The sequence below is a fragment of the Alkalihalobacterium alkalinitrilicum genome (assembly GCF_002019605.1).
GTDB lineage: Bacteria > Bacillota > Bacilli > Bacillales > Bacillaceae_F > Alkalihalobacterium > Alkalihalobacterium alkalinitrilicum.
Map to the genome: position 1 here is coordinate 154,890 of NZ_KV917368.1, position 23,277 is coordinate 178,166.

At 36.7% G+C, this 23,277-nt stretch carries 21 protein-coding genes and 2 pseudogenes; 14 read left to right on the plus strand and 9 right to left on the minus strand.

The window, feature by feature from the left end; translation table 11 throughout:
- The first annotated feature begins 136 nt into the window (after nt 1-136).
- On the plus strand, nt 137-448 hold the full coding sequence (locus tag BK574_RS00760) for a hypothetical protein (protein WP_078427074.1): 312 nt from the start codon (nt 137-139) through the stop codon (nt 446-448).
- A 51-nt stretch (nt 449-499) separates the two neighbouring features.
- Here the strand turns inward: BK574_RS00760 and BK574_RS00765 are convergent, their stop codons facing one another.
- From BK574_RS00765 to BK574_RS00785, 5 genes are all read right to left on the minus strand, one after another.
- Complete coding sequence (locus BK574_RS00765) at nt 500-1,654, minus strand: acyl-CoA dehydrogenase family protein (protein ID WP_078427075.1); 1,155 nt, start codon at nt 1,652-1,654, stop codon at nt 500-502.
- A gap of 66 nt (nt 1,655-1,720) precedes the next feature.
- Nucleotides 1,721-2,233, minus strand: coding sequence for a CBO0543 family protein (locus tag BK574_RS00770; RefSeq protein WP_078427076.1), 513 nt, complete (start codon nt 2,231-2,233; stop codon nt 1,721-1,723).
- Nucleotides 2,234-2,302: 69 nt separating this feature from the next.
- A complete protein-coding gene (locus BK574_RS00775; RefSeq protein WP_078427077.1) occupies nt 2,303-4,012 on the minus strand; it encodes a GMC family oxidoreductase N-terminal domain-containing protein in 1,710 nt (569 codons plus the stop codon).
- Between the two features lie 152 nt (nt 4,013-4,164).
- The gene (locus tag BK574_RS00780) at nt 4,165-4,902 is read right to left on the minus strand and encodes a hypothetical protein (RefSeq protein WP_078427078.1); all 738 of its coding nucleotides are present in this window, start codon (nt 4,900-4,902) and stop codon (nt 4,165-4,167) included.
- Nucleotides 4,903-5,391: 489 nt separating this feature from the next.
- Nucleotides 5,392-6,948: an ABC-F family ATP-binding cassette domain-containing protein gene (locus tag BK574_RS00785; RefSeq protein ID WP_078427079.1), complete on the minus strand. Its 1,557-nt coding sequence runs from the start codon at nt 6,946-6,948 to the stop codon at nt 5,392-5,394.
- Nucleotides 6,949-7,340: 392 nt separating this feature from the next.
- On the opposite strand from BK574_RS00785, the gene recQ reads away from it, so the two are divergent.
- Nucleotides 7,341-9,449, plus strand: a complete 2,109-nt coding sequence (gene recQ / locus BK574_RS00790; RefSeq protein WP_078427080.1) for a DNA helicase RecQ — start codon at nt 7,341-7,343, stop codon at nt 9,447-9,449.
- Between the two features lie 161 nt (nt 9,450-9,610).
- Nucleotides 9,611-10,303, plus strand: coding sequence for an AEC family transporter (locus tag BK574_RS00795; protein WP_078427081.1), 693 nt, complete (start codon nt 9,611-9,613; stop codon nt 10,301-10,303).
- 44 nt (nt 10,304-10,347) lie between these two features.
- On the opposite strand, the gene BK574_RS00800 is transcribed toward BK574_RS00795, so the two are convergent.
- Nucleotides 10,348-10,827, minus strand: coding sequence for a CarD family transcriptional regulator (locus BK574_RS00800; RefSeq protein ID WP_075386188.1), 480 nt, complete (start codon nt 10,825-10,827; stop codon nt 10,348-10,350).
- Between the two features lie 143 nt (nt 10,828-10,970).
- Here BK574_RS00800 and BK574_RS00805 point away from each other — a divergent pair, with 143 nt between their 5' ends.
- From BK574_RS00805 to BK574_RS00825, 6 genes and pseudogenes are all read left to right on the plus strand, one after another.
- On the plus strand, nt 10,971-13,154 hold the full coding sequence (locus tag BK574_RS00805) for a DNA topoisomerase III (RefSeq protein ID WP_078427082.1): 2,184 nt from the start codon (nt 10,971-10,973) through the stop codon (nt 13,152-13,154).
- A 144-nt stretch (nt 13,155-13,298) separates the two neighbouring features.
- A pseudogene (locus BK574_RS00810) lies at nt 13,299-14,065 on the plus strand (thiazole synthase).
- A gap of 11 nt (nt 14,066-14,076) precedes the next feature.
- Complete coding sequence (locus tag BK574_RS00815) at nt 14,077-14,811, plus strand: radical SAM protein (RefSeq protein ID WP_238457907.1); 735 nt, start codon at nt 14,077-14,079, stop codon at nt 14,809-14,811.
- A 42-nt stretch (nt 14,812-14,853) separates the two neighbouring features.
- Entirely contained in the window at nt 14,854-15,189 is a 336-nt protein-coding gene (locus tag BK574_RS28145) for a hypothetical protein (RefSeq protein ID WP_238457908.1), read from the plus strand.
- Nucleotides 15,186-15,449 (plus strand): prenylated flavin chaperone LpdD, encoded by a 264-nt coding sequence (gene lpdD, locus BK574_RS28030; RefSeq protein ID WP_078427083.1) that lies wholly within the window; start codon nt 15,186-15,188, stop codon nt 15,447-15,449. Before BK574_RS28145 ends, lpdD begins: the two co-directional genes overlap by 4 nt.
- A 147-nt stretch (nt 15,450-15,596) precedes the next feature.
- Complete coding sequence (locus BK574_RS00825; protein WP_142247848.1) at nt 15,597-16,049, plus strand: hypothetical protein; 453 nt, start codon at nt 15,597-15,599, stop codon at nt 16,047-16,049.
- Nucleotides 16,050-16,108: 59 nt separating this feature from the next.
- Here BK574_RS00825 and BK574_RS28650 read toward each other — a convergent pair whose 3' ends face one another.
- A complete protein-coding gene (locus BK574_RS28650) occupies nt 16,109-16,237 on the minus strand; it encodes a hypothetical protein (RefSeq protein ID WP_274379384.1) in 129 nt (42 codons plus the stop codon).
- Between the two features lie 71 nt (nt 16,238-16,308).
- Nucleotides 16,309-16,569: a DUF2524 family protein gene (locus BK574_RS00830; protein WP_075386194.1), complete on the minus strand. Its 261-nt coding sequence runs from the start codon at nt 16,567-16,569 to the stop codon at nt 16,309-16,311.
- A 133-nt stretch (nt 16,570-16,702) separates the two neighbouring features.
- Between BK574_RS00830 and BK574_RS00835 the strand changes: the two genes are divergently transcribed.
- From BK574_RS00835 to BK574_RS00850, 4 genes and pseudogenes are all read left to right on the plus strand, one after another.
- Nucleotides 16,703-18,001 (plus strand): DHH family phosphoesterase, encoded by a 1,299-nt coding sequence (locus tag BK574_RS00835; protein ID WP_075386195.1) that lies wholly within the window; start codon nt 16,703-16,705, stop codon nt 17,999-18,001.
- Between the two features lie 145 nt (nt 18,002-18,146).
- Nucleotides 18,147-19,079 carry a DUF4349 domain-containing protein gene (locus BK574_RS00840; RefSeq protein WP_078427085.1) on the plus strand — a complete coding sequence of 311 codons (933 nt, stop codon included), beginning with the start codon at nt 18,147-18,149 and terminating at the stop codon, nt 19,077-19,079.
- A gap of 207 nt (nt 19,080-19,286) precedes the next feature.
- A pseudogene (locus BK574_RS00845) lies at nt 19,287-19,631 on the plus strand (manganese catalase family protein); the annotation flags it as partial.
- Between the two features lie 538 nt (nt 19,632-20,169).
- Nucleotides 20,170-21,033, plus strand: coding sequence for a CvfB family protein (locus tag BK574_RS00850; RefSeq protein WP_078427087.1), 864 nt, complete (start codon nt 20,170-20,172; stop codon nt 21,031-21,033).
- A 315-nt stretch (nt 21,034-21,348) separates the two neighbouring features.
- Here the strand turns inward: BK574_RS00850 and BK574_RS00855 are convergent, their stop codons facing one another.
- Entirely contained in the window at nt 21,349-22,581 is a 1,233-nt protein-coding gene (locus tag BK574_RS00855; RefSeq protein WP_078427088.1) for an MFS transporter, read from the minus strand.
- Between the two features lie 311 nt (nt 22,582-22,892).
- Between BK574_RS00855 and BK574_RS00860 the strand changes: the two genes are divergently transcribed.
- The gene (locus tag BK574_RS00860; RefSeq protein ID WP_078427089.1) at nt 22,893-23,243 is read left to right on the plus strand and encodes a hypothetical protein; all 351 of its coding nucleotides are present in this window, start codon (nt 22,893-22,895) and stop codon (nt 23,241-23,243) included.
- Nucleotides 23,244-23,277 lie beyond the last annotated feature (34 nt).

Sequence of the window (23,277 nt, forward strand, 5' to 3'; positions counted from 1 at the left end):
CAAGTTGACAGGTAGGAATTGTTTGAATAATATAGAATTATATAAATAATACGAGGGATTTAACTTTATGTATACTTGAACTTATACATTTGGTATATCATATAAGAATACTATGAATTAAAAGGGGATGGTTGTAATGTTTAAAGCGGTACTGACAAATTTACAAAAAATGTTTGTTGATCACTATTCTTCAATGGTTGCGCCATATCATCTTTTATTCAATGAACAGTTTATGGAACGTTATACGTCGTTTTATTCGTGGAAGCAGTTTATTCGGAATAGTTACTTAGATGCCGAGAACATTCAAGCGATGATAGAATCAAATAAAGAAGAGTGGGAACAATTTATTGTTAGAACGACACGTTTTAGCTCGTGGCGTGAAATGTTAGATAAGGCCGAAGAACAATACTTGTTAGAACGACCGCCTGGACCGTATCAATATATGTAAGAAAAAAAGCAAGACAACTCTTTTTTTTTTAAGTCGGTCTTGCTTTTTTGTTTACTTCTCAGAAAAAGACTTTATAGCACTTTGAGCGAGTAAGTGAAGGGTCGCATCGTCCATCGGGGGATTATGGAGTCCAGCTCGAACATCGCGATAGTAGCGCTGAAGCGGATTTTTCTCAGACAAGCTTCTTGCTCCAACAATGCGCATTGCTTTGTCAACGACAGTAATAGCCGAATTGGTCACGACATGTTTCACAGCAGCGAGGTCAGGAATTATTATTGTTTTATCCTGTAATTGCTCCCATTTGTCTGCGACAGACAACAAAAAGTGCCGAGCTTGCATCAGCTCAAGTTCCATTTCACCAATGTGTCTTTGGATGTTCGGTAGTTCAATAATAGGATGGCTAAGGCTATTGGGTTGATAAGAATTGGCAAACTCAATTGCATAATGACTAGCAGCTTGTGCAATTCCTAAATAGCAGGCAGGGATATGAAGCAACCAACCGTTTGCTCTTTGTTTAGGTCTTGCTGAAACAAATTCTAACAAGTGATCTTCACCAATTCTTACATCGTTGAGGATAAGATCATGACTTTCCGTTGCCCTCATGGCAATACTATCCCATGTTTCTTCAATCTGCACACCTAAAGTATCGCGTGGGATTAAAAACTCACCAACATCCTCAGTTTTGTCTATCGATGCCGACACTAAAAAGTAATCGAGTACAGGAGCCATCGTCGTAAAGGTCTTTCTCCCGCTAATTCGCCACTGATTTCCTTCTTTATAAGCTGTTGTTTGCGGCTTGCCGCCACGAGTAGGTGAACCTGTTTGCGCTTCGCTAGCCGCACGGTTTAATAATGCATTATCATTTACTTTTTTCATGATTTCGGCGTATTTTTCTTTTGACCACGGACGGGTTGTTGCTAAATCTAAAATAATTCCGACATGCCAACCGATCGAAAGGGCAGTTGGTCCACAGCCTTGAGCTAAACGCTCATGCAATAGGACAAATTCGTAAAGAGAAGCACCCTTGCCACCAAATTCAGTTGGTAGTGTTAAAGTTGTATAGCCGAATTTTTTTAAGTCATTAATATTTTCAACGGGAAAAGAACCTTCTTGATCATATTTTTGGGCTCGTTTTGCAAAAACATCTGCTAATTTAGCAATTTCATTAAATTGTTGTTTTTGTTCTGTAGTTTTAAAAAATAGCAATCATACCGCCTCCAGTTCCTTACTTATTAACTACCACGAGATGGGTGAGATTGCAAACTTAAAGGTTCATGAAACAATATTTGTGTTAACATTGTCTTGAATTTTTCCCCTTTTTCCATCTAAATAACGAACCCCTTCAATGAATAACCGAACGATCCAAAACGTACTAGAAAGGACCAATAGAGTATACAAGCTATTCCAGCCTTTACGGAACCGAACGAGATTAGTGTTTCTTTCAAGCCAGTGCTCAGCGATTGTCATCGGTACACTAAATAAAAAGACACTTAACATTGTTTTTACTGGCTTCATTTTGTATGTGAATTGATTATATAGGACACAAGACAAAGGGAAGATAACATAAAGAAATACAATATTTGAGTCAAACCAATTATTCATATATCGATTGGGATATTGCAAATATTTTTTCTTAATAACGGGTCCATCAATTAATGTAGAAATTAGCGTTTTAAATAAGTAAATGAGAAACCAATCCTTCAAGTCACCTTTTCGACGGAAAAAAAAAGCCAAACCACCGATTCCTAACATTGTTATTAAATTTAATATGTTTCTATCCTTCATATGATATGACCACCTCCTTAATTATAAAATGTTCTTTTTTTATTAAAATTATGTTATTATCCAGCGCTCTCAACTAAAGTATTTCTTGGCTAATTTTTCTGCAGTACGTGTTGCTAAGGCCTGGGTTGTCAGAGTAGGATTCGGACCGCCGATGCCATTATAATGGACGCTATTATCAGCAATAAAAAGTCTTTTTACTTGGTAGGCTTCACATATATCATCTACAACAAAACCCATCCGCATCGTCGATTCAATATGGACAAACAAATGAGCAGGCCAATCTGTCCTATGAATTTGTTTGGCTCCTGCTTTTCGTAAAATATCTGCAGAGATTTTGACTAACTGATCTCTCTTTTTTGCATCTTCCTTACTTGGTGTATAGCGAATAACAGGGATCGGACCATGCTCATCCTTCAAATTAAGGTCTAGTGTGACCCCGTTTCTTTTATGGGGCTGGTCATCAGTAAGGATCATGATACTTAACGTATTTTGATAGTTTTCCATCCAGTTTTTGAGTTCATTACCGACGACTCGACCACGAACATCCCAAGGTTCAGGCTCTGATGGTCCCTGTTTAAAAGAATAGCCGCTTTGAGTAAAGCCAAAAGTTAATGATGCGAATAAACCAGGACTTACTCCAGACGGTTGAATACATCCTAGCCCAGGGTAATCTAACCTTGCTCCTGATGTTGGTCCGACAAATGGGTTAATATGTTCTTGCCCTAAGATGCGCATGATGTCCTTCTCATCAAACACCCCTGTTACCCAATCCCAATAATGATGTGTCAATCCACGACCAACCCATGAATTATAGGGTAGATTGGAATTAAGCCAAAGTCTCGGTGATTCAATACAACCAGCTGCCATCACAATAACATTTGCAAATAATTCCCCTGTTTCTCCTGTCCAAGTATCTTTGTATTCAACACCAATCGCTTGTCTGTCATCCTTTAATCCACTCGTCGTTAAAATTTTAGTGGTATATGTATTAGGGCGTATTTCTACATTTCCTGTTCGAAGGGCTAGTGGTACATAGCTAATATTTGTTGGTCGTTTCGCAACTTTATCAACGGAAGGGCCGTGTGGACAGCCATTAATACAGTGACCACACAGAGTGCATCCTTCTATTTTTGATAACTCCTCTAAACTAAGGTCCGTGTCCATCAATCGTTCGTTTGGATGTAAAATCGCATTCGGTTGAGGCCTGTAACCTGGAGTTGTAGGGTTTAACGTATCTATGAATGACCAACCTGCTTTTTTCGCACCGAAATAAAACATTTCTTCTTTTGAAGTAGTTGGTGCGGGTCGAACTGGTAATGTTGCCTCCACTTTTTCGTAATAAGGAATTAACTCCCGAAATGAGAGGGGCCAAATGTCGTCAATGGCTGTTGAATAGCCACGAGGTGAGTTGGCCCAATAATGCTGGGTTGTTCCCCCAACACCAGTTGATTGCCAAAGCTGCCCATGATTGGGGATAATACGCTGCCATGGAGAGCGACGGCGGTCGGCAGGTCCCCAGCGAAACCGTCCAGATATCGAATCATTCATCGTATGTTCAGTTTTTGTATATTGTTGACGTAACAGGCTAATATCCAAATCGTCTAGGCTAGAGCTACTAACAGGACCGCGTTCTTGATTTGGCCGACTCCACTTTTTATTTCCGTACCAAGGCCCTGCTTCAAGAATAAGCAATTTAATTCCTAACTCACCTAATTCCTTGGCAGCAACAGCCCCGCCGCCACCAGCTCCAATTATAATTACATCTGCATCAAGGCTCATTCTCTCACTCCTTTTATCGTTTGATTATGAAAAAGAATATTGTTGATCATTATGATCTGGGCTCACCGTGTGAAAGGCTAGTTTCAATCTCCTTTCAATATACAGAAGATTAAAAATCTGAGTCCGAAATCAACAGTGAACATTAATAGAGCCTAATTTTTAAATTTTTTTACAAGAAATCCACGTAAGTCACGATAACCAAGAGCTGGACCTGGGTATTGAATCAGTTCCCAAGTAATATATGATCTATCTATTCTTCGCTCCTCTGGAAAAGCTAATCGTGTAGCTCCATAAGAAAACCATTCAGAATAGTAACCAAGCATTACTAATTGATGTAAGTTCGTAAAAGTAAATTTGACTAAACCAATGTTATTTCGATAGGTAGAAGGAAGGCTTTCTAAATCTACTCGGCTATTTTCTAATAAGTGAATAGCTTCAAATCGATCAGCAAATGAAAGAGCCGCAAAGGGTCCGCCTTCTGGGAAATTGGAATAGTTTGGTGCTTCGCTTATATTACCTGAAAGTATCAACTGCAAAGCCGCTGCATCAAAGGTTTGAGCGGTTACATGAGATAACTGAATGTTTTTCAATCCCCATTCTTTTTGAATTGAAAAGTTATGATCTAAAGACCATATGAGGAAATCATCTAGTCTTAAATCCAATGCCCCCAATGTGGATGGAATTACAGCATCCACAAATGCCATAAAGGTAGCTCGAGTATGAGGAATGCTATCTGTAGACATCATCTGTATCGGTAACTGTACTGTGTTGGTGGTCGATAAAGAAGAATGTTTTTTGGAAAAGGGATGAGTCAATGTATGGTTAAATTCGTCAGAAAAGACACTGTTCTTGTGTTGAGTAGAACTCGAATCTTCTTCAGGTTTGTTCATCATATTCTTCCTCTCTGAAAAATTAATTTAGAAAATTTAATTCTTACATAGAGTTCCCTTAATATGGGTTAAATATGAGGTGATCAAGTAAAGAGTCGTAGTAAAATTACTGAAGTAATTAAAATATTTAAATGTATTGATAAAGTGAAACTTCATACAGTGGGTGGGGGGCAAACACCCTCCGTAGTATGTTAGTTGGGGCCCTCACGACGTGGGTCACACAGACGTTGTCACAGGACGTGACGTTATTAGTCTGTGTTCATTTATGCATTTACTTAGTCTTTCTTGTTACCTCAAAGCCTTGAAGTGGGAGTCTTAGCGCCAGTTAAACGGGATAAATCGATAATAAAAGCAAAAAAATAGGTATCTCAACCGAGTAGTTGAAACACCTAAAGTCTTATATGTTATACACAAAAGTCGTCATGTAGATTATTATCAAATATTTAATAGTTTTAATTTACTAATTACAATATGAGTGCTTCAAAAAGATTAAATAACCTTTGTTGTCCAAGACTCACAATTCCATTTTTCAGTTACGATTTCATTATAAAATTCTGGTTCATGGCTAATGAGGAGAATACTACCTTTATATGCCTTTAAAGCACGTTTCAGTTCTTCTTTTGCATCCACATCAAGGTGGTTGGTAGGCTCATCGAGTACGAGAAGGTTTGTCTCGTTGTTAATCAATTTACAAAGCCTTACTTTTGCTTTTTCTCCACCACTTAAAACCATAATTTTACTTTCGATATGCTTAGTTGTTAACCCGCATTTCGCAAGAGCCCCACGAACTTCTGCTTGGCTATAAGAAGGAAACTCTTTCCAAATTTCGTCAATACATGAATTTTGGTTAGCATCTTTTGCTTCTTGTTCAAAATAGCCGATATGAAGATAATCTCCACGTTCAACAGAGCCTGAGATAGGTTTAATTTCACCTAAGATACTTCGTAATAATGTCGTTTTCCCGATCCCGTTCGCACCGTATAACGCGATTTTTTGACCGCGTTCCATGCGAAGGTTTAACGGTCTTGATAATGGTTCGTCATACCCGATGACAAGTTCTTTCGTTTCAAAAATTACTTTTCCAGAAGCGCGAGATTCTTTAAAGTTAAACTCTGGTTTCGGCTTTTCTCTGGCAAGTTCAATCACTTCCATTTTGTCGAGCTTTTTCTGACGAGACATCGCCATATTTCGCGTTGAAACACGAGCTTTATTTCTTGCGACAAAGTCTTTAAGCTCAGAGATTTCTTGTTGTTGTTTTTTATAAGCCGACTCTAATTGCTGCTTTTTCATTTCATGAACTTCAAGGAAGTGATCATAATCACCGACATAACGATTTAACTCTTGGTTTTCCATATGATAGATAAGATTAATGACACTATTTAAAAATGGAATATCATGAGAGATTAAGATAAAAGCATTTTCATACTCATTTAGATAGCGCTTTAACCATTCAATGTGTTGTTCATCTAAGTAGTTGGTCGGCTCGTCTAATAGTAAAATATCAGGCTTTTCTAGTAAAAGCTTGGCAAGCAAGACCTTCGTACGTTGACCACCACTTAAATCATCAACATCACGATCTAAACCAATATCAGTGAGTCCGAGACCACGGGCAATTTCTTCGACTTTAGCGTCGATCGTATAGAAATCATTATTTGTCAGTATGTCTTGAATCGTTCCTGTTTCTTCTAATAGTTTTTCTAGTTCCTCAGGAGAGACATCGCTCATTTTATTAAAAAGGTCGTTCATTTGTGTCTCTAAATCAAACAAATATTGAAACGCACTTTTTAAAACGTCACGCATCGTCATTCCTTTTGAAAGAACGGTATGTTGATCTAAATAACCGACACGTACTCGTTTTGACCACTCGACTTTTCCTGCATCAGGTTGTAACTTGCCAGTAATAATATTCATAAACGTCGATTTACCTTCGCCGTTTGCACCAATCAGTCCAATATGTTCTCCCTTTAAAAGTCGGAAAGAAACATCATTAAAGATCGCACGGTCACCAAATCCGTGACTTAAGTTTTTCACAGTTAATACACTCATGAATGACAACCTTTCTTTCTATATGAATTATAGATTATGATTGATTTTTTTTTCACACTTTTCCTATTATAAAACGAATGAAGATATTTTAACATACTTAGTAAATATACATCATTACTTTTTGTAGGTAATATATGTATGGCTTTAAAATAATAACAAAAGTAATTTTTTTGTAAATGCGCAGGGTTTTTATAAAAAATAGAGAAATTATTAAATTTTATCTCGTGTTCCTCAATTACGCGCGTCTAGCCATCGTCACTAAAAGAGGGAAAGTGGGGATCTCTCAACTACCTCTCTACTATATTTTTTTTCTATCAATTTTACCTCACCATTTATTAAATTTAAATTTTCCTTTAAAATAAAAAAAGCAGTCGTATGGAAGGAGTTCGGTTATGCAAACAAAAGCAGTTGAACTTTTAAAGCAGTATTTTGGCTATGAAGCGTTTCGTAAAGGTCAAAATGATATTGTGGAGAAAGTGTTAGAAGGCCAAAATACACTTGGAATTATGCCAACAGGTGGCGGGAAATCGATTTGTTATCAAGTTCCAGCCCTTATATATACAGGAGTTACAATCGTCGTATCACCGCTCATTTCATTAATGAAAGATCAAGTAGACGGATTAAATCAATTAGGAATTTCAAGTACATACATTAATAGCTCCTTATCTACAAGTGAATTAAATGAACGCTTAGAAAATATGAGAAACGAAGAATATAAACTAATTTACGTTGCGCCAGAGCGTTTAGAGGATGTTCGTTTTTTTCGTCTATTAAATGAATTGCCGATTACGCTCGTTGCAATCGATGAAGCTCACTGTCTTTCTCAATGGGGACACGATTTTCGTCCAAGTTATTTAAATATATCTACCCTCATTAGTAGATTACAAACGAATCCAATCGTTCTAGCATTAACGGCAACGGCAACGCCTCAAGTCAGAGAGGATATTTGTCGGCATTTAAATATTTCAGATGAGAATACCATTGTGAATGGTGCACGGAGAGAGAACTTGGCGTTACAAGTGGTGAAAGGGCAAGATAAATTTTCATATGTATCACAGTACTTAAAAAGGAATCAGGCTAGTTCTGGAATTATCTATGCTTCAACGAGAAAAGTAGTCGAGCAGTTGTATGAAAAATTAACGGAAAAAGGGATAGCGGTTGGAAAATATCATGCGGGATTATCGGACGGGGAAAGAGCTCAGTATCAGGATGATTTTCTTCGTGACAACATCACGGTCATGATCGCAACGAATGCATTTGGCATGGGAATTGATAAATCAAATGTACGGTTCGTTCTCCATTACAATTTGCCGAGAAATATTGAATCTTACTATCAAGAAGCAGGAAGAGCTGGAAGAGACGGTGAGGAAAGTGAATGTGTACTTCTGTTTGCTCCTGATGATATACGTATTCAAAAGTTTTTAATTGAACAATCGGATATTGAAGAAACAAGAAAAACGAATGAATACAAAAAGTTACAGCAAATGGTCGATTATTGCCATACTGAGTCGTGTCTACAACAATATATTGGTGATTACTTTGATGACGAAGAGTTTGAAGCATGTGATAAGTGTACAAATTGTTTAGATGAAGGAGAAAATACGGATGTAACGAGAGAAGCACAAATGGTCTTTTCAACCATTAAAAGGATGAGAGAGAAGTTTGGGAAAACGATCGTTGCTCAAGTATTAGTCGGGTCAGAAAGTAAAAAAGTAAAAGACTTTAAGCTAGATCAACTGACGACCTATGGTCTCCTGAAAACGTGGACAGGCAAAAGCGTCTCGCAATTTATTGATTACTTGACGGCAGAGCAATATTTAAAGCCATCAGAAGGAAATTTTCCAACGTTACGGTTAACAGAGAAAGCGGTATCTGTTTTAAAAGGAGAAATCCAAGTATATCGTAAAGAAAAAATCGAAAGTATAACAATTGAAGCAAATGATGAAGTTTTCGAAAGTTTACGAAAGCTGCGTAAGGATATCGCTGATGAAGAGAAAGTACCGCCATATTTAATTTTCTCAGATAAAACATTACGTGAAATGAGCCGGACTATTCCGACCAGTACAGAGGAGTTATTAAAAGTTAATGGTGTCGGTCAACAAAAATTAGAGAAGTATGGGGCACAGTTTTTAGAAACGCTACTTCCTTTTCAAGAAAAAAGGGGAGAAATTACTACATCGACGACAAAAAAGGGATCTTCGAAAATACCGAGTCATCATATAACATATGAAATGTATCAAGAAGGGCTTTCTGTAATAGAGTTGGCTGAAGGACGAGAGTGTTCACCGGAGACAATTCTCACGCATCTAGAAAAATGTCATGATGAGGGAAAAGACATCGACCTTAGGTCATTCGTAAACGCACATCATGAGCAGTTAATTGAAGAAGCAATTCAGACGATTGGAGCTGAACGGTTAAAACCGATCAAGGAAAGTTTACCAGAAGAAGTAACTTATTTTGAAATTCGTTATGTAATTAATAAAAAAGTTATTCAAAATTAGGTCTAAGAGGGTGCGTAGAGGCTGTTTTTATATGTTTAAGTTTTTATTGTTAAACACCGAAAAATATATAAGGACTTGTGAGTTATTTTTCTTATATATCGTGTGGTGATGGGATTCTTACGCTTATAAAATAGTCTCTAATATATTTAAGTTTATTTTTAATGGTTTTGTGTGAAGGTATTTCGAGATTAATGCAACTAGATAAAAGTATGGCAGCAACTTTCAAAAATTCAATTGTATTAATTAATAGTGGGAATTTTGGTATTCCAGTTAGTCAACTTGTTTTTATGGGGAATCCTTTAGGTGTATCCATTCAAATGTTCGTTATGATCTTTCAAAATTTACTTACTTTTACATATGGTTTGTTTAATTCGGTGGGAGTCGATCAAAAAAAGTTTAAAGCAATTGTCGAACTTTTTAAATTGCCCATTCTTTATGCTCTATTCATAGGATTGTTGTTAAACCTTTTAGAAATTAACATTCCTCCTTTTGTTTTTAATCCAATTTCAAATATAGCGAATGCATTTTTGGCGATTGCACTCATAACAATGGGAGCACAAGTAGCTTTACTTAAAGTACATCATTTTTCATTTTTATTATTGATCAGTATTTGTGGACGATTAATTGTTTCGCCCATATTAGCATGGTGTGTCATATCTTTTTTAGGAATAGAGGTTACCACTGCACAGGCGTTATTTATAGCTAGCTCATTTCCAACTTCAAGAAATAGTGCACTTTTTGCATTAGAATATAATAATCACCCAGATTATGCAGCACAAGCGGTACTACTTACTACATTAGCAAGTAGTGTAACAGTTACTCTCGTTGTTTTTTTATCCAGGATCATTTTTTAGACAAACAAAAAAACCTCTTCATTCATGAAGAGGTTTTTGTTCGATTAACCGTTTACTGCATTGTCTAAAAATTCAATCGCTTGTTCTTCTTCAAATCCTTTAACAAGAATGAGTTCGCTAATAAAAATGCGTCTGGCATTATCAAGCATGAACTTATCTTCAGTACCAAGCTTTTTATTTTTATTTAAGAACATTAAATCTCTAATGACTTGAGCACTTTCACAAATATCACCCGTTTTCATTTTCTTCATGTTTAAATGATAACGTTGGTGACGATTAACCGAATCGTCTGGTTCACCATCGTGAAGAATGGATAATGCCTTGTCTAATGTATCGTGATCTACGACTTCACGTATACCGATACTTGATGTTTTCTTCATAGGAACCATTACTTGCATCGTACTATGAGACAAATTTAAGACATAGTATTGTTGGGTTTCCCCAAGAATTTCTCTTTCTTCAATATCTTCAATCACACCAGCGCCGTGCATTGGATAAACAATCTTGTCTCCAATTTGAAACATAGCTCGACCTCCTAAATTTGAGTTCAACTCATTATATCACACTTGTCTGTAAATAGCAAATTTATAATTTTATCATTCATTAATTTAACTGTCAATAAAAATATGGTATAGTATTTTTTAGTTGTTGTTGAAAGGATGTTAACATGAATAAAACAGTTGTATTAGCAGAAAAACCTTCAGTTGGAAGAGACATAGCAAAAGTATTAAAATGTACAAAAAAAGGAAACGGATATTTCGAAGGTGACCGTTATATCGTGACGTGGGCGCTTGGACATCTAATAACGTTAGCTGACCCCGAATCTTATGATGAAAAATATAAGTCCTGGAATTTGGATGACCTTCCTATGTTACCCAAAAAATTAAATATTATAGTTATAAAAAAGACAAATAAACAATATCAGGTAGTAAAATCGCAAATGCACCGAAAAGATGTAGGACAAATCGTCATCGCTACTGATGCTGGCCGTGAAGGTGAGTTAGTTGCTCGGTGGATCATTGAAAAAGCAAATGTGAAAAAGCCAATCAAACGCCTTTGGATATCTTCTGTTACGGATAAAGCAATTAAAGAGGGTTTTCAAACATTACGTCCAGGTAAAGACTATGAAAACTTATATTCAGCGGCAGTTGCTCGTTCCGAAGCGGATTGGATCGTTGGTTTGAATGGAACGAGGGCACTAACGTCTAAGTACAACGCTCAATTATCATGTGGTAGAGTACAAACGCCGACGCTCGCGATTATTCATCAAAGAGAACGAGAAATTGCTGAATTTAAACCGAAAAAGTTTTATGGAGTTACTGTTGAGGGCGATCATAAGTTGAAGCTAACATGGCAAGACGGAAAGACAAATGATCTAAAAACATTTGATCTAAATCGAGTGAAAAAAGTTCAAGAAACGATAAAGAATAAATCGATACAAATGGTTAATATAGAGAAAAAGTTAAAAAAGACGTTTTCACCTCAATTATTTGATTTAACAGAGCTCCAACGTGAAGCGAATCGGTTATTTGGTTTCAGTGCGAAAGAAACGTTAAATACGATGCAAAAATTATATGAACAACATAAAGTATTAACCTATCCACGTACAGATTCGCGTTATTTATCTGAGGATATTGTTGAAACGTTAAAAGACCGTTTAGAAGCATGTGGAGTAGGACCTTACGCCAAACTGGCATTTAAGTTATTACAACGACCAATTAAAGCCAATCGCCATTTTGTTGATAATCAAAAAGTTACTGATCACCATGCAATTATTCCGACAGAAGTCGCCCCTATACTATCGTCGTTTAGTGAGAAAGAACGAAAAATTTACGACTTAGTCGTCAAGCGGTTTTTAGCTGTGCTTTCTCCACCTTATGAATATGAACAAACAACCGTTGTGACGTCCATCAACGGTGAAACGTTTGTTGCAAAAGGAAACGTCGTACAGTCGTTAGGTTGGAAAGAGATTTATGGAAATGATGAGAATGAAACAAAATCGATTGATAGTGAAGTTCTCCAATTAAGAGTTGGGGATACTTTAACCATTAAGTCCATCTCGCAAACAGAAGGAGAAACACAACCACCGCACTTTTTTAACGAAGGAACACTACTATCTGCGATGGAAAATCCAGCGAAATTTATGTCTGAAACAAATAATGAACTCGCAAAAACGCTTGGGAAGACAGGTGGGCTAGGAACCGTTGCAACGAGAGCTGATATTATCGATAAACTATTTAATAGTTTTCTAATTGAAAAAAGAGGAAAAGACATCGTTACCACTTCTAAAGGAAGACAGTTACTCGAGCTAGTACCGAAAGATCTGAAGTCACCAGCGTTAACGGCTGAATGGGAGCAAAAGCTCGAAGCAATTGCCAAAGGGAATTTAGCTAAACAAAATTTTCTCGTTGAAATGAAAGAATACACAAAAGCTATTGTTGACGAGATTAAGATGAGTGAGCGCAAATATAAGCATGATAATATATCAGGGAGAACCTGCCCTGAATGTGGGAAACATTTGTTACAAGTAAACGGAAAAAAAGGAAAGATACTCGTCTGTGAGGACCGTGAATGCGGCCACAGAAAAGCTGTCGCGAAAAAGACAAATGCACGTTGCCCAAAATGTTTTAAAAAGTTAGAGCTACGAGGTCAAGGTGAAGGTCAAGTATTTGCTTGTAGTTGTGGCCATAAAGAAAAACTATCAACATTTAATGAACGGAAGAAAAAAGAAAAAAATACGAAAGTTTCTAAAAAAGAAGTCAATCAATATCTAAAGAAACAACACAAAGAAGAAGAACCATTTAATCCAGCTCTTGCAGAAGCGCTAGCAAAGCTAAATTTGAAAAAATAAATGTGAGGTGCCAGGCATCTTTACCACTTTAAATAGGTAAAGGTGCCAGGCACTTTTGTTACTGTGATGAGAATCACTGAATATTTATTGTTGGGAGAGTAAGATGGCTATGTTATATTCATATTTTTGTGAGGAGGGTCCAACATGAGTGACTCGCTTATTATAGCAGGACATGAGTTAAAAAGCCGTCTATTGATTGGAACAGGAAAGTTTGCCAATCATTCCTTTATCCCAGGAGTTTGCCAACTTTCTGCAGCGGAACTAATTACGGTTGCGTTGCGCCGCGTTAATTTAGAAGATCAAGAAGATAACATTCTATCTTATATTCCAGAACAGATGCGTTTATTACCTAACACAACAGGGGCTCGTACAGCTGAGGAAGTAGTTAGAATAGCACAATTAGCTAAAGCGACTGGGATGGGGAATTGGATCAAAATTGAAGTAATTAAGGATCAAAAGTATCTTTTACCAGATAATTATGAAACGATCAAAGCGACAGAAATGTTAGCCGAAGAAGGTTTTATCGTATTCCTTATATGTCTCCTGATTTAATGGTGGCTAAACAATTAAAAGAGGTGGGGGCTTCAGCCATCATGCCTCTAGGTGCTCCTATTGGCTCTAATCGTGGCCTTCAGACTAAGGAATTAATTCAAATATTGATCAACGAAATAGACATCCCGATTATTGTTGATGCAGGCCTTGGTAAAACCTCACAGGCCGCTGAGGCGATGGAGATGGGAGCAGATGCAGTATTAGTGAATACAGCTATCGCTACAGCAGATGACCCCGTTCAAATCGCAGAAGCATTTAAACTAAGTGTGCAGGCGGGGAGAAAAGCATATTTATCAGGAATTCAATCGCCAAGCACTAAAGCACAGGCGTCTTCTCCATTAACTGGATTTTTATCGTAAGGAGTGATTTTATGAGCTTTTATCATCAGTATGAAGAGATGCAACGTTTTCCCTTTCAGGAGATTTTCGCATCTGTAACAGAACAAGAAGTTAAACAAGTACTCAAGAAAAACCATTTAAATGAAAAAGATCTACTAATATTACTCTCACCAACCGCTGAACATTTTCTTGAAGAAATGGCACAAAAAGCACATCAACTAACGGTTCGTCATAATGGAAAAACAATGTTGTTGTTCACACCAATGTACATATCCGATTATTGTGTCAATCATTGCACATACTGTAGCTTCAGTATAATGCAACAATTTAATAGAAAAAAACTGAGTCTTTCTGAAATTGAAATAGAATCAAAAAGTATTGCCGCAACGGGCTTGAAACATATCCTTGTTTTAACAGGGGAAGCCCCAATCCATACTCCAATCTCTTATTTTAAAGAAGTAATTTGCATATTAAAAAAATATTTTTCTTCAATATCTATTGAAATACATCCATTACAAATAGAAGAGTATAAGGAGTTAGTTCAATCTGGAGTTGATGGGTTAACGATTTACCAAGAAGTCTATAATGAAAACGTCTATAAGGAAATACATATAAAAGGCCCAAAAAGGAACTATAATTATCGATTAGATGCACCAGAAAGAGGTTGTAAAGCTGGCATGCAGCAAGTGACGGTCGGCGCTCTATTAGGTATGGATAATTGGCGGAAAGAAACCTTTTTCAGTGCTATGCATGCCAACTATTTGTAAAACAAATACTTGGAAACGGCGATTAATCTTTCTTTTCCTAGAATGCGTCCTTATGCGGGGAGCTTTAAACCTAACGATGATGTCGAAGATCGTCATCTAGTTCAAGCGATACTAGCCTGTCGCCTTTTTTTACCACATATAGGGATTACTCTTTCCACGAGAGAAAGCTCGTATCTCCGTGATCAATTAATCCCATTAGGTATTACGAAAATGTCAGCTGGTTCTTCTACCCAAGTCGGCGGATATACGCAGGATGGAGGAATGAATCAATTCGACATTTCGGACGAACGAGATGTTGAAGAGATTTGTCAACTTCTCTATCAGAAAGGCTATCAACCTGTATTTAAAGATTGGCAGTCTTTGGAAGTCACCTCGTGATTTATTACGATGTTAAAAAAATTGAAGAGGATTGGTTGCTAGCCGTCTATGGAGGAACCCGCCCCCATATTGGTGCGGTTTGCATAGTGAAGTGGCAAGAAGGTAAAGCTAATCTACTTCATTCTTATCAATTACCTCATCATAAGGAACAAGAAATTGCTGAAGAAATCGCTTTAGAATGGTGTTCGAAATTTCAACGTACAGTCGTACAGTCACCGTTACTGTTGGTATTCACGTCCCTGAAGCAACTCCAGATATGATTCAAACTTTACTAGTATTAACGAGAAAGCAACTTCATCTAGAGATACAAACTAAATCCAACAACGTCTAGTTTTTTTATTCAACCTCTTCTAAATTTACTAGTTTTGAATAGATTAATAGAAAAGAGGATGAAGCGAGGTGTGGGGATGGTTATCGTTCTACCATTTATTTTAATTATTTTTGGATTTACTTTTGCTTTTATTGGGGGCTCTATTACTAATAATATGAATCATGTCCCATTTTATCAAGTGGTTGATGAAATTGTGAACTACGTTCAATTAATCATCAGTGGGACAGGACAAGCCTATACGGTATTTAGTTTTGATCTCATTCATGATTTTATAATTCCTGGTTTCCTTTACTTCTTAGCCACCGCTTGCATGATTTCAGCGTGTAAAATGATTTATCTCCAACTTGAAACAGAAAAGCTTGAGGAGTCATTTTTACGAATTGCGATTATGACTGTAGTAGGGTTAATGACCGTTGTTTTAATTTATAAAGGGGGAGCAACTCTTCTTATTATTTCTGTCAGTTTTGTCTTCTTCATGAATATTTATCAATGGGGTAAATATTTATTTATAAAGAGAGTTCATGGATAATGTATGAAGCTGACTTAAGTGTTTAAAGTGTAATAACACTTAAGTCAGTCTCATTTTAATTAGCCTTTTTTATCAAATTGCTCTTCAAACCACTCCAATAAATGGTCTTCATTATGAAATTCAGTTGTGTTTTGAGCGTAATTATTATCTCTCGCTTTCAAACGACCGTCATCTATAAAAATTCCCATCCGATATCTTTTGCATCTTGTGTTAATAATACAATTTCCTTTAGTTGTTCATTATTCATTGAAAGTGCCTTCTAGAATATCCCTTTCACCATTACTTCTTGGATTTCTTTAATTTTTTGTTGAACGTCACTGAGTTGTTCATGCTGATCTGGAAACTTTTTCATTAACTGATCGGATTCTTCAACGAGTTCATGAAGTTGAAATTGTATGTATGAATAGTCTGACGGGTCATTTTCACGTATCATTTTTGTCTCTAGTAGTTCATCTAGCCCTTGATCAACGACAGATTGTACTTTGTTTAAAAAGTGTTCTAACTCATTGTTTGTAACCATCTAAAAAACCCCCCATGGACTGTTTGTTTTAACATGTGAAAAATTCACCTTTGTTATTCTTCGAGAATACTGATGGATAAACCATTTTTGTCACATAATAACGTCACACCTAAGATTGAGGAGATGAAACAGGATGTTTAATTTATTTACTCATAATGACTTAGATGGAGTCGGATGTGGAATCCTTGCAAAGCTGGCCTTTAGGGATCAAGTAAGGGTTAAATACAATTCTGTGAGTGGGTTAGATTTTCAAATGGGACGTTTTTTAGAGAGAGCCAAAAATGATGATTTTATTATCGTTACGGACTTATCCGTGAATGAACAAAATACGAAGAAATTAAATGAATTTTATAAGAAGAGTAGTAAAGTTAAGTTAATTGACCACCATAAAACTGCTCTTCATTTTAATGATTATGAATGGGGGAGCGTGCAGGTTGAATATGAGGATGGGAGACTCACAGCTGCTACTTCGTTGCTTTATGATTATTTAGTAAAAAACAAACAATTAAAGCCTACACCACCAATTGATGAGTTTGTTGAACTTGTTCGTCAATACGATACGTGGGAGTGGGAGAAAAATAAAAATGAAACAGCTAAACGATTGAATGATCTCTTTTTTATGATTTCAATTGATGACTTTGAAGAGCGAATGGTTCAAAGACTCCAACAAAGTGAACACTTTTCCTTTGATGAATTTGAAACGAAAATTTTAGATATGGAGGAAGATAAGATTGAACGCTATATACGAAGAAAGCGGAGGGAAATGGTACAAACTTTCATTGATGGAAAATGCGTAGGAATTGTTCATGCAGAAAACTACCATTCAGAATTAGGAAATGAACTGGGAAAAGAAAATCTTCATTTAGATTACATAGCTATTTTAAATGTCGGTGGTAAAAAAATTAGTTTGCGGACGACCCACGATGATATGGACGTATCGGAAGTTGCAGGTCAATTTGGGGGAGGAGGACATGCAAAAGCATCAGGATGTTCGTTAACAGATCAGGCATATCAGTTATTTGTTGCAGAGCCGTTCCGTATTGAACCAATGAAGCCAGATGCATTTCGTAATCAATATAATCTTAAAGCAACTGAGAAAGGTTGTTTGTATGAAAACCATTATGACGATCAGTTTTTTGTTTATCCAGTCAAGGAAGATAAATGGAATATCGAGCGTAATGGAAAGGTAATTGCTCGTCCTTTTCATTCGTTTTCAGAAGCGGAGTTTTATATAAAGAGATATCATGCTGCATGGTTAGCAAGGGACGAGCAGTATGTAGAGTATTTATCAGATACGTTTATTCGTACGATGAAAGAACAACAAACTCAAGACAATTCAGTAGATGTAATCATTGGAAGGGATAACCGTTTAATTTCGTACGAGCCAATTATACATTCGACTACACAAGAAGAACGACCATTTCCTCATTAGAAAAAGCATATAAAATATATTGCTGGGGTTTATTATTTTTAACTCCAAATGGTAGCTAGAATAAATCACTTCAAATCGAGATGTAACTTTTTTGTAGAAATGTTCGTCTATACTAGTAAAGGTAGACGAATGGAGTGTTGTATATATGCAAAACTTACGCAAGAGATCATTTATTATAGTAGCAATCATGATATTAGGTTTGTTCCTAACAGCATGTAGTAGTAATGAACATCGATCGGATGGCAGTGAAGAAGCTAGGGAAATGGGAATGGTTACAGAAGATGCTAGTTACGGTGGCGTCGCTAGCCGTGGTATCGTAGAAGAAAAAGAGATGGTCAACGAAGTTCCAGTCAGTGATGAACCAGTAAGCGTGGAAACTTCAGAACGAATGGTCATTTATCATGGAAATTTATCGCTTGAAGTAACTGATTATCACGAATCGGAAGCTGAAATTCAAAAAAGGGTCAACGAGCTCGGTGGTTTTGTTCTGGAATCATCGATTTATCGCTCAGGAGAACAGCAAATTCACGGCAATCTTGTTGTGAAAGTTCCGCAAGCCTATTTCCAATCGTTTATGAACGAAGTAGAAACCAATAGTGTAAGAGTTCACGAACGTTATGTGAGTGGTAATGATGTAACAGAAGAATACGTGGACCTAGAATCACGCCTTCGTTCAAAACGAGTAGTGGAAAAGCGATTGCTAGGGTTTATGGAAGAAGCAACAAATACAGAAGATTTATTAAAAATTTCTTCTGATTTAGGGAAAGTACAAGAGGAAATCGAAACCTTCCTTGGCAGAATCAATTATATAGAAAAGAATGTAGAGTTTTCGACAATTACGATTCATCTACAAGAAAATAAAGTTAATGTTCCTTCGATCCAAGGAAGCCAGGATTTAAACACTTGGGATAAGTCAAAAAGTTTATTTATGGCATCGATCAATAATACGATGGCTATATTTTCAGGACTGATCGTTTTATTTATCGGGTTATCTCCAATCATCATACCAATGGCGCTTATTGCACTGGTTATAGTATATAAACTTAGAAAAAGAAAAAAAGACATAGAGACATTATAGATATGAACTACATCACATTGTATCGTGAAAAATAATTCCTCATATTCAAAAATAGAAATGAGCAGGCGAATTTTTGAAAAAGAATTCAGTCTGCTTTTTTCTTTTCTTTGGTAACTTTTTCATTTGGTATAGAAGCAAATCCAATATTGCAGAAATTAGATACGTTAATAATTTGAAATGTGCTTGAACAAATAAGGAGGAGGTTCATTGTACTTTTACAGAGAAGATTTAATTAATATGATCGTGCCTGATAAACCAGACCCAGCAGCAAAAGTCCTTCAAGAAGCGTTAGGTGGGCGTTTTGGTGAAATGAGAACCATGATGCAATTTTCATTTCAAAGTGCAAACTTTAGAGGAAAGGGTAAGCAATATCGTGATCTAATTAGAGGGATCTTTTTAAAAGAACTCAGTCATAGCGAACTTATCCAAACGACGATCAACCAACTATTAAATCGATCTGGTGAAGAGGGAGTTGGAAGTGCAGGAGTCGGTGATGCACCATTAGATGAAGCGATTAAACACGCAAATCCTCATCATTATATTATGGGGGCCAACTTCAAGTCATTCCGCCCCCTCAAGGCCATCCTGTTCCTGAATTACCGGTAATGCCAAATGAACACAGCATTGGTTTGTCGGATTTGAATCGTTGAAATAAGCTTTAAATTTCACAAAACTATATTTAAAAATGAAAGTAGCTATGCCCGTATAAATGAGGTCATAGCTTTTTATTATGTAAAAAAGCTTGAATAAAAAAATAAATACTTCCGAGAATAACGGCAGGGAGCATGACGTAGTGAAACCAGTTTGCTTCATTTGAAGTGTAGATAATGGTATCTAAATACTTAAAAGAACTACTTAATAGCAGTAATCCCAAAATGATATAAAATACAATTTTTTCTTAATGTTTTTTCCTCTCCTTATTGGCGACTTAAAGGTAATATTCTTTATTTTAGTAGGGTAACTCTATGAAATAAAGAAAAAGCACTTATTCAATTGTATGCATGCTCGATTCTTTTGGTATAATAGGTAAGGCATTGGTCAAATATGTCATTAATGTAATTAAGAACGTTAGATAATAAGGGGTTTTAATATGAAAAAATTACAAGCAGGTTCCGTTGCCGAATTACGTGTCGAGAGAAAAGCAGAATTCGGTTATTTTTTATCAGATGGTGAACAAGATTTCTTACTACATACAAATGAAATTTCAGGTGAAATAACAGAAGGCGATACTGTCAAAGTGTTTTTATATAATGATAAAGAAGGACGTCTAACCGCAACGATGACAATTCCAAAAATTCAAATTGGAGAGTATGATTGGGTAGAGGTCGTTGACATTAATCCACGTTTAGGCGTATTTGTTAATATTGGTATTCAAAAGGATATTCTTGTTTCAGTTGATGATTTGCCAGCTTTTAAAACAGTTTGGCCGAAAGTAGGAGATCAATTACTCATTACCCTTAAACTTGATTATAAAGGCAGATTACTCGGGCAGCTTATAACCGAAGAAGTGGTTGAAGAGATTGAGAAAGCGGCCAGCTTTGATATGGATAAGCAACAAATTTCAGGACGTATCTACCGCGCACTGAAAGTAGGGTCATTTATGCTGTCAGATGACGGGTATCGATGCTTTATACACGAAAGTCAAAGACGGAAAGAGCCGCGCCTCGGAGAACTAGTAACAGGACGTGTAATTGATGTGAAAGAGGACGGCAGTTTGAATGTATCATTACTTCCGTTAAAGCAAGAGAGTCTAGGTGAAGATGCGGAAACGATATATGCTTATTTAGAGCGAAATGGTGGAAAGATGCCGTATACCGATAAAAGTGAGCCAGGAGATATTCGTTTAGATTTCGGAATGAGTAAGGCTGCTTTTAAACGAGCGTTAGGTAGATTGATGAAAGAAAAAAAAGTAGAACAAAAAGGCAACTGGACTCACCTTTTAAAAGGGGAGTAAAAAGTAGCCTGGTCTCACCCTTTACAATAGGTTTAAGATTATAAACTAGTGTGTTAGGACTATAAATTGTAAATATAAAAGACACCTCCTATCTCGTTATTGTCAAACGAATGAGGAGGTGTTTTTTGTTTATCCTGCAACAACGGGCAATAATACCCCCACTTCAAGACTTTTGAGGAATCAGGGAAGGATAAATGGGGATAAACTGCCAGTAAGTGCCCGATTGGTTCAACTAACGATCAGTGGGGAAGAGGTAACCCTTCACTGATGGAAGGTTCACTTTATGTAGTTGCCATTAGCTTTAAAAGGGAATCCTTAACCGTTCATCTCGTCTAATTTTTGATCTGCTGGTAAGAAGAAGCTTAAAATCCCGATGAGTGGGAGAGCAACAGTGAATAACATCGTGTTCGTTAACCCGAAGTGGTCAGCAAACCATCCTAAGGCAACGGATCCGATCGCTCCCATCCCAAAGGCAAGACCGATGATCAGACCAGAGACTGTACCAATTTTTCCAGGAATTAAAACTTGAGCATAAACAACGGTTACGGAAAAACTCGATAAAATAATGAAACCGATGACGCCAAGTAAAAAGTAAGTTGCTATTGGACTTGCATAAGGTAATACAAGGGCAAGTGGCGCAGATGCAAGCATCGATAACATGATCATATTTCGTTTTCCAAATCGATCAGCAAGTGGTCCACCTGCAAACGTACCAATCGCACCAGCCAAAAGAAAGACAAAAATGTAGCCTTGTGCTTGTGCAATCGTTAAACTGAATTTTTCAATAATGTAGAACGCAAAAAAGTTTGTAATACCTGCATGGAACCACGATCTTGCAAAAACTAAAAAGATTAATAGACAAATAGCAAATACCACCATTTTTCGATGCGCTGGACTCAATTTGACCGCTGCTTTATTTGTTTGTGGTCTTTTAGCAATTGCGATAATTTGAGCAGAATACCACCTAGCTATGTAGACAAGTAATCCGATAGCGAGGGCAGCAATAATTGTAAACCATATCGCACCAAATTGACCTAGCGGAACTAAGATTAATGCAGTAATGAGTGGTGCCATTGCTTGACCTGCATTTCCACCTACTTGATATATCGATTGAGCCATTCCACGGCGTTTTCCTGCAGCCATATAAGCGACTCGTGACCCTTCGGGATGAAAGGTCGCTGAGCCTAATCCTATAAAGATGACCGATAAAACGACATACCAAAATGATGGAGCGAAAGCGAGCCCGAGTACACCAAAGAATGTAAAACAAAGCCCAATCGGTAAAGCGTATGGCGAAGGCTTTTTATCGGTGTATAACCCAATGACAGGCTGAATAAGTGAAGATGTAATATTAAGAGCAAAAGCGATAATTCCGAGTTGAGTAAATGATAAGCCCATCGATTGTTCTAGTATAGGAAACATAGCGGGAACTAAAGCCTGTATAGCATCGTTAAGTAAATGAACAAACCCAATAATGAGTAAAATACGGTACAATGTTTTTTCTTGAGTTTGGACATTTTGTTGTTTAGCATGTGCTTGCATGGCAATTCCCCTTTCGCGTTACGAAATAATAATATCACCAAAATATAAAATTTGTTAGAGGTAATCGAGACTATTTTTTCTAACGGAATGTAAAATCTCCTTAAAAGTGCTGAAACTATTTTTTAAGATTAACGTATAGTAGATGAGGTGATGGGTATGTTTACGGAACTTAATGATAGATTGTACGAAGTGAAAGAAAAGAAACGAAAAAAATTAAAGTATGAGGAACATATTCTACATTATCTGCGCAACAACGCGCTATTCGTTCACTTGATAAAGCGAAAAATTGGTCAACATGGGATATGTTTGGGGGCGGAATGGTTACGACAGCGATTAAACATAGTCATTTAGATGAAGCGAGAAACCATGTTCATGATGCACAAAGCAAACTTCGCTTGTTTCAAGAAGAGCTACTTGACATTGAAAACCACTTTCAAATAAACATGGAAATTGGAACCTTTCTAACATTTGCGGATTATTTTTTCGATGGAATAATTGCCGACTGGTTAGTCCATGGCAAAATCAGTGATTCACATAAACAAGCAGAAGAAGCGTCAACAAAAGTCTGTGAAATTCTCACCATACTAGAGGATTATAAAAGTGAACTAACAGATGGGTATACAAGGGTTGGTAAAAAGCGAAAGGAGATGCTAGAGGCTGCAATGTAATTATTATTCTAATAAATCAACGTTTGTTTGTAAT

Excerpts from the sequence above, each read along its gene's own strand:
- BK574_RS00825 (WP_142247848.1), top strand. The coding sequence starts at position 15,597 with ATGGTTATCGTTCTACCATTTATTTTAATTATTTTTGGATTTACTTTT.
- BK574_RS28650 (WP_274379384.1), bottom strand. The coding sequence starts at position 16,237 with ATGGGAATTTTTATAGATGACGGTCGTTTGAAAGCGAGAGATAATAAT.
- BK574_RS00815 (WP_238457907.1), top strand. The coding sequence starts at position 14,077 with ATGAGCTTTTATCATCAGTATGAAGAGATGCAACGTTTTCCCTTTCAG.
- BK574_RS00840 (WP_078427085.1), top strand. The coding sequence starts at position 18,147 with ATGCAAAACTTACGCAAGAGATCATTTATTATAGTAGCAATCATGATA.
- BK574_RS00780 (WP_078427078.1), bottom strand. The coding sequence starts at position 4,902 with ATGAACAAACCTGAAGAAGATTCGAGTTCTACTCAACACAAGAACAGT.
- BK574_RS00805 (WP_078427082.1), top strand. The coding sequence starts at position 10,971 with ATGAATAAAACAGTTGTATTAGCAGAAAAACCTTCAGTTGGAAGAGAC.
- BK574_RS00785 (WP_078427079.1), bottom strand. The coding sequence starts at position 6,948 with ATGAGTGTATTAACTGTGAAAAACTTAAGTCACGGATTTGGTGACCGT.
- BK574_RS00830 (WP_075386194.1), bottom strand. The coding sequence starts at position 16,569 with ATGGTTACAAACAATGAGTTAGAACACTTTTTAAACAAAGTACAATCT.
- BK574_RS28145 (WP_238457908.1), top strand. The coding sequence starts at position 14,854 with ATGCGTCCTTATGCGGGGAGCTTTAAACCTAACGATGATGTCGAAGAT.
- BK574_RS00835 (WP_075386195.1), top strand. The coding sequence starts at position 16,703 with ATGTTTAATTTATTTACTCATAATGACTTAGATGGAGTCGGATGTGGA.
- BK574_RS00860 (WP_078427089.1), top strand. The coding sequence starts at position 22,893 with ATGGTTACGACAGCGATTAAACATAGTCATTTAGATGAAGCGAGAAAC.
- BK574_RS00850 (WP_078427087.1), top strand. The coding sequence starts at position 20,170 with ATGAAAAAATTACAAGCAGGTTCCGTTGCCGAATTACGTGTCGAGAGA.
- BK574_RS00770 (WP_078427076.1), bottom strand. The coding sequence starts at position 2,233 with ATGAAGGATAGAAACATATTAAATTTAATAACAATGTTAGGAATCGGT.
- BK574_RS00760 (WP_078427074.1), top strand. The coding sequence starts at position 137 with ATGTTTAAAGCGGTACTGACAAATTTACAAAAAATGTTTGTTGATCAC.
- recQ (WP_078427080.1), top strand. The coding sequence starts at position 7,341 with ATGCAAACAAAAGCAGTTGAACTTTTAAAGCAGTATTTTGGCTATGAA.
- BK574_RS00800 (WP_075386188.1), bottom strand. The coding sequence starts at position 10,827 with ATGTTTCAAATTGGAGACAAGATTGTTTATCCAATGCACGGCGCTGGT.
- BK574_RS00775 (WP_078427077.1), bottom strand. The coding sequence starts at position 4,012 with ATGAGCCTTGATGCAGATGTAATTATAATTGGAGCTGGTGGCGGCGGG.
- BK574_RS00795 (WP_078427081.1), top strand. The coding sequence starts at position 9,611 with ATGGTTTTGTGTGAAGGTATTTCGAGATTAATGCAACTAGATAAAAGT.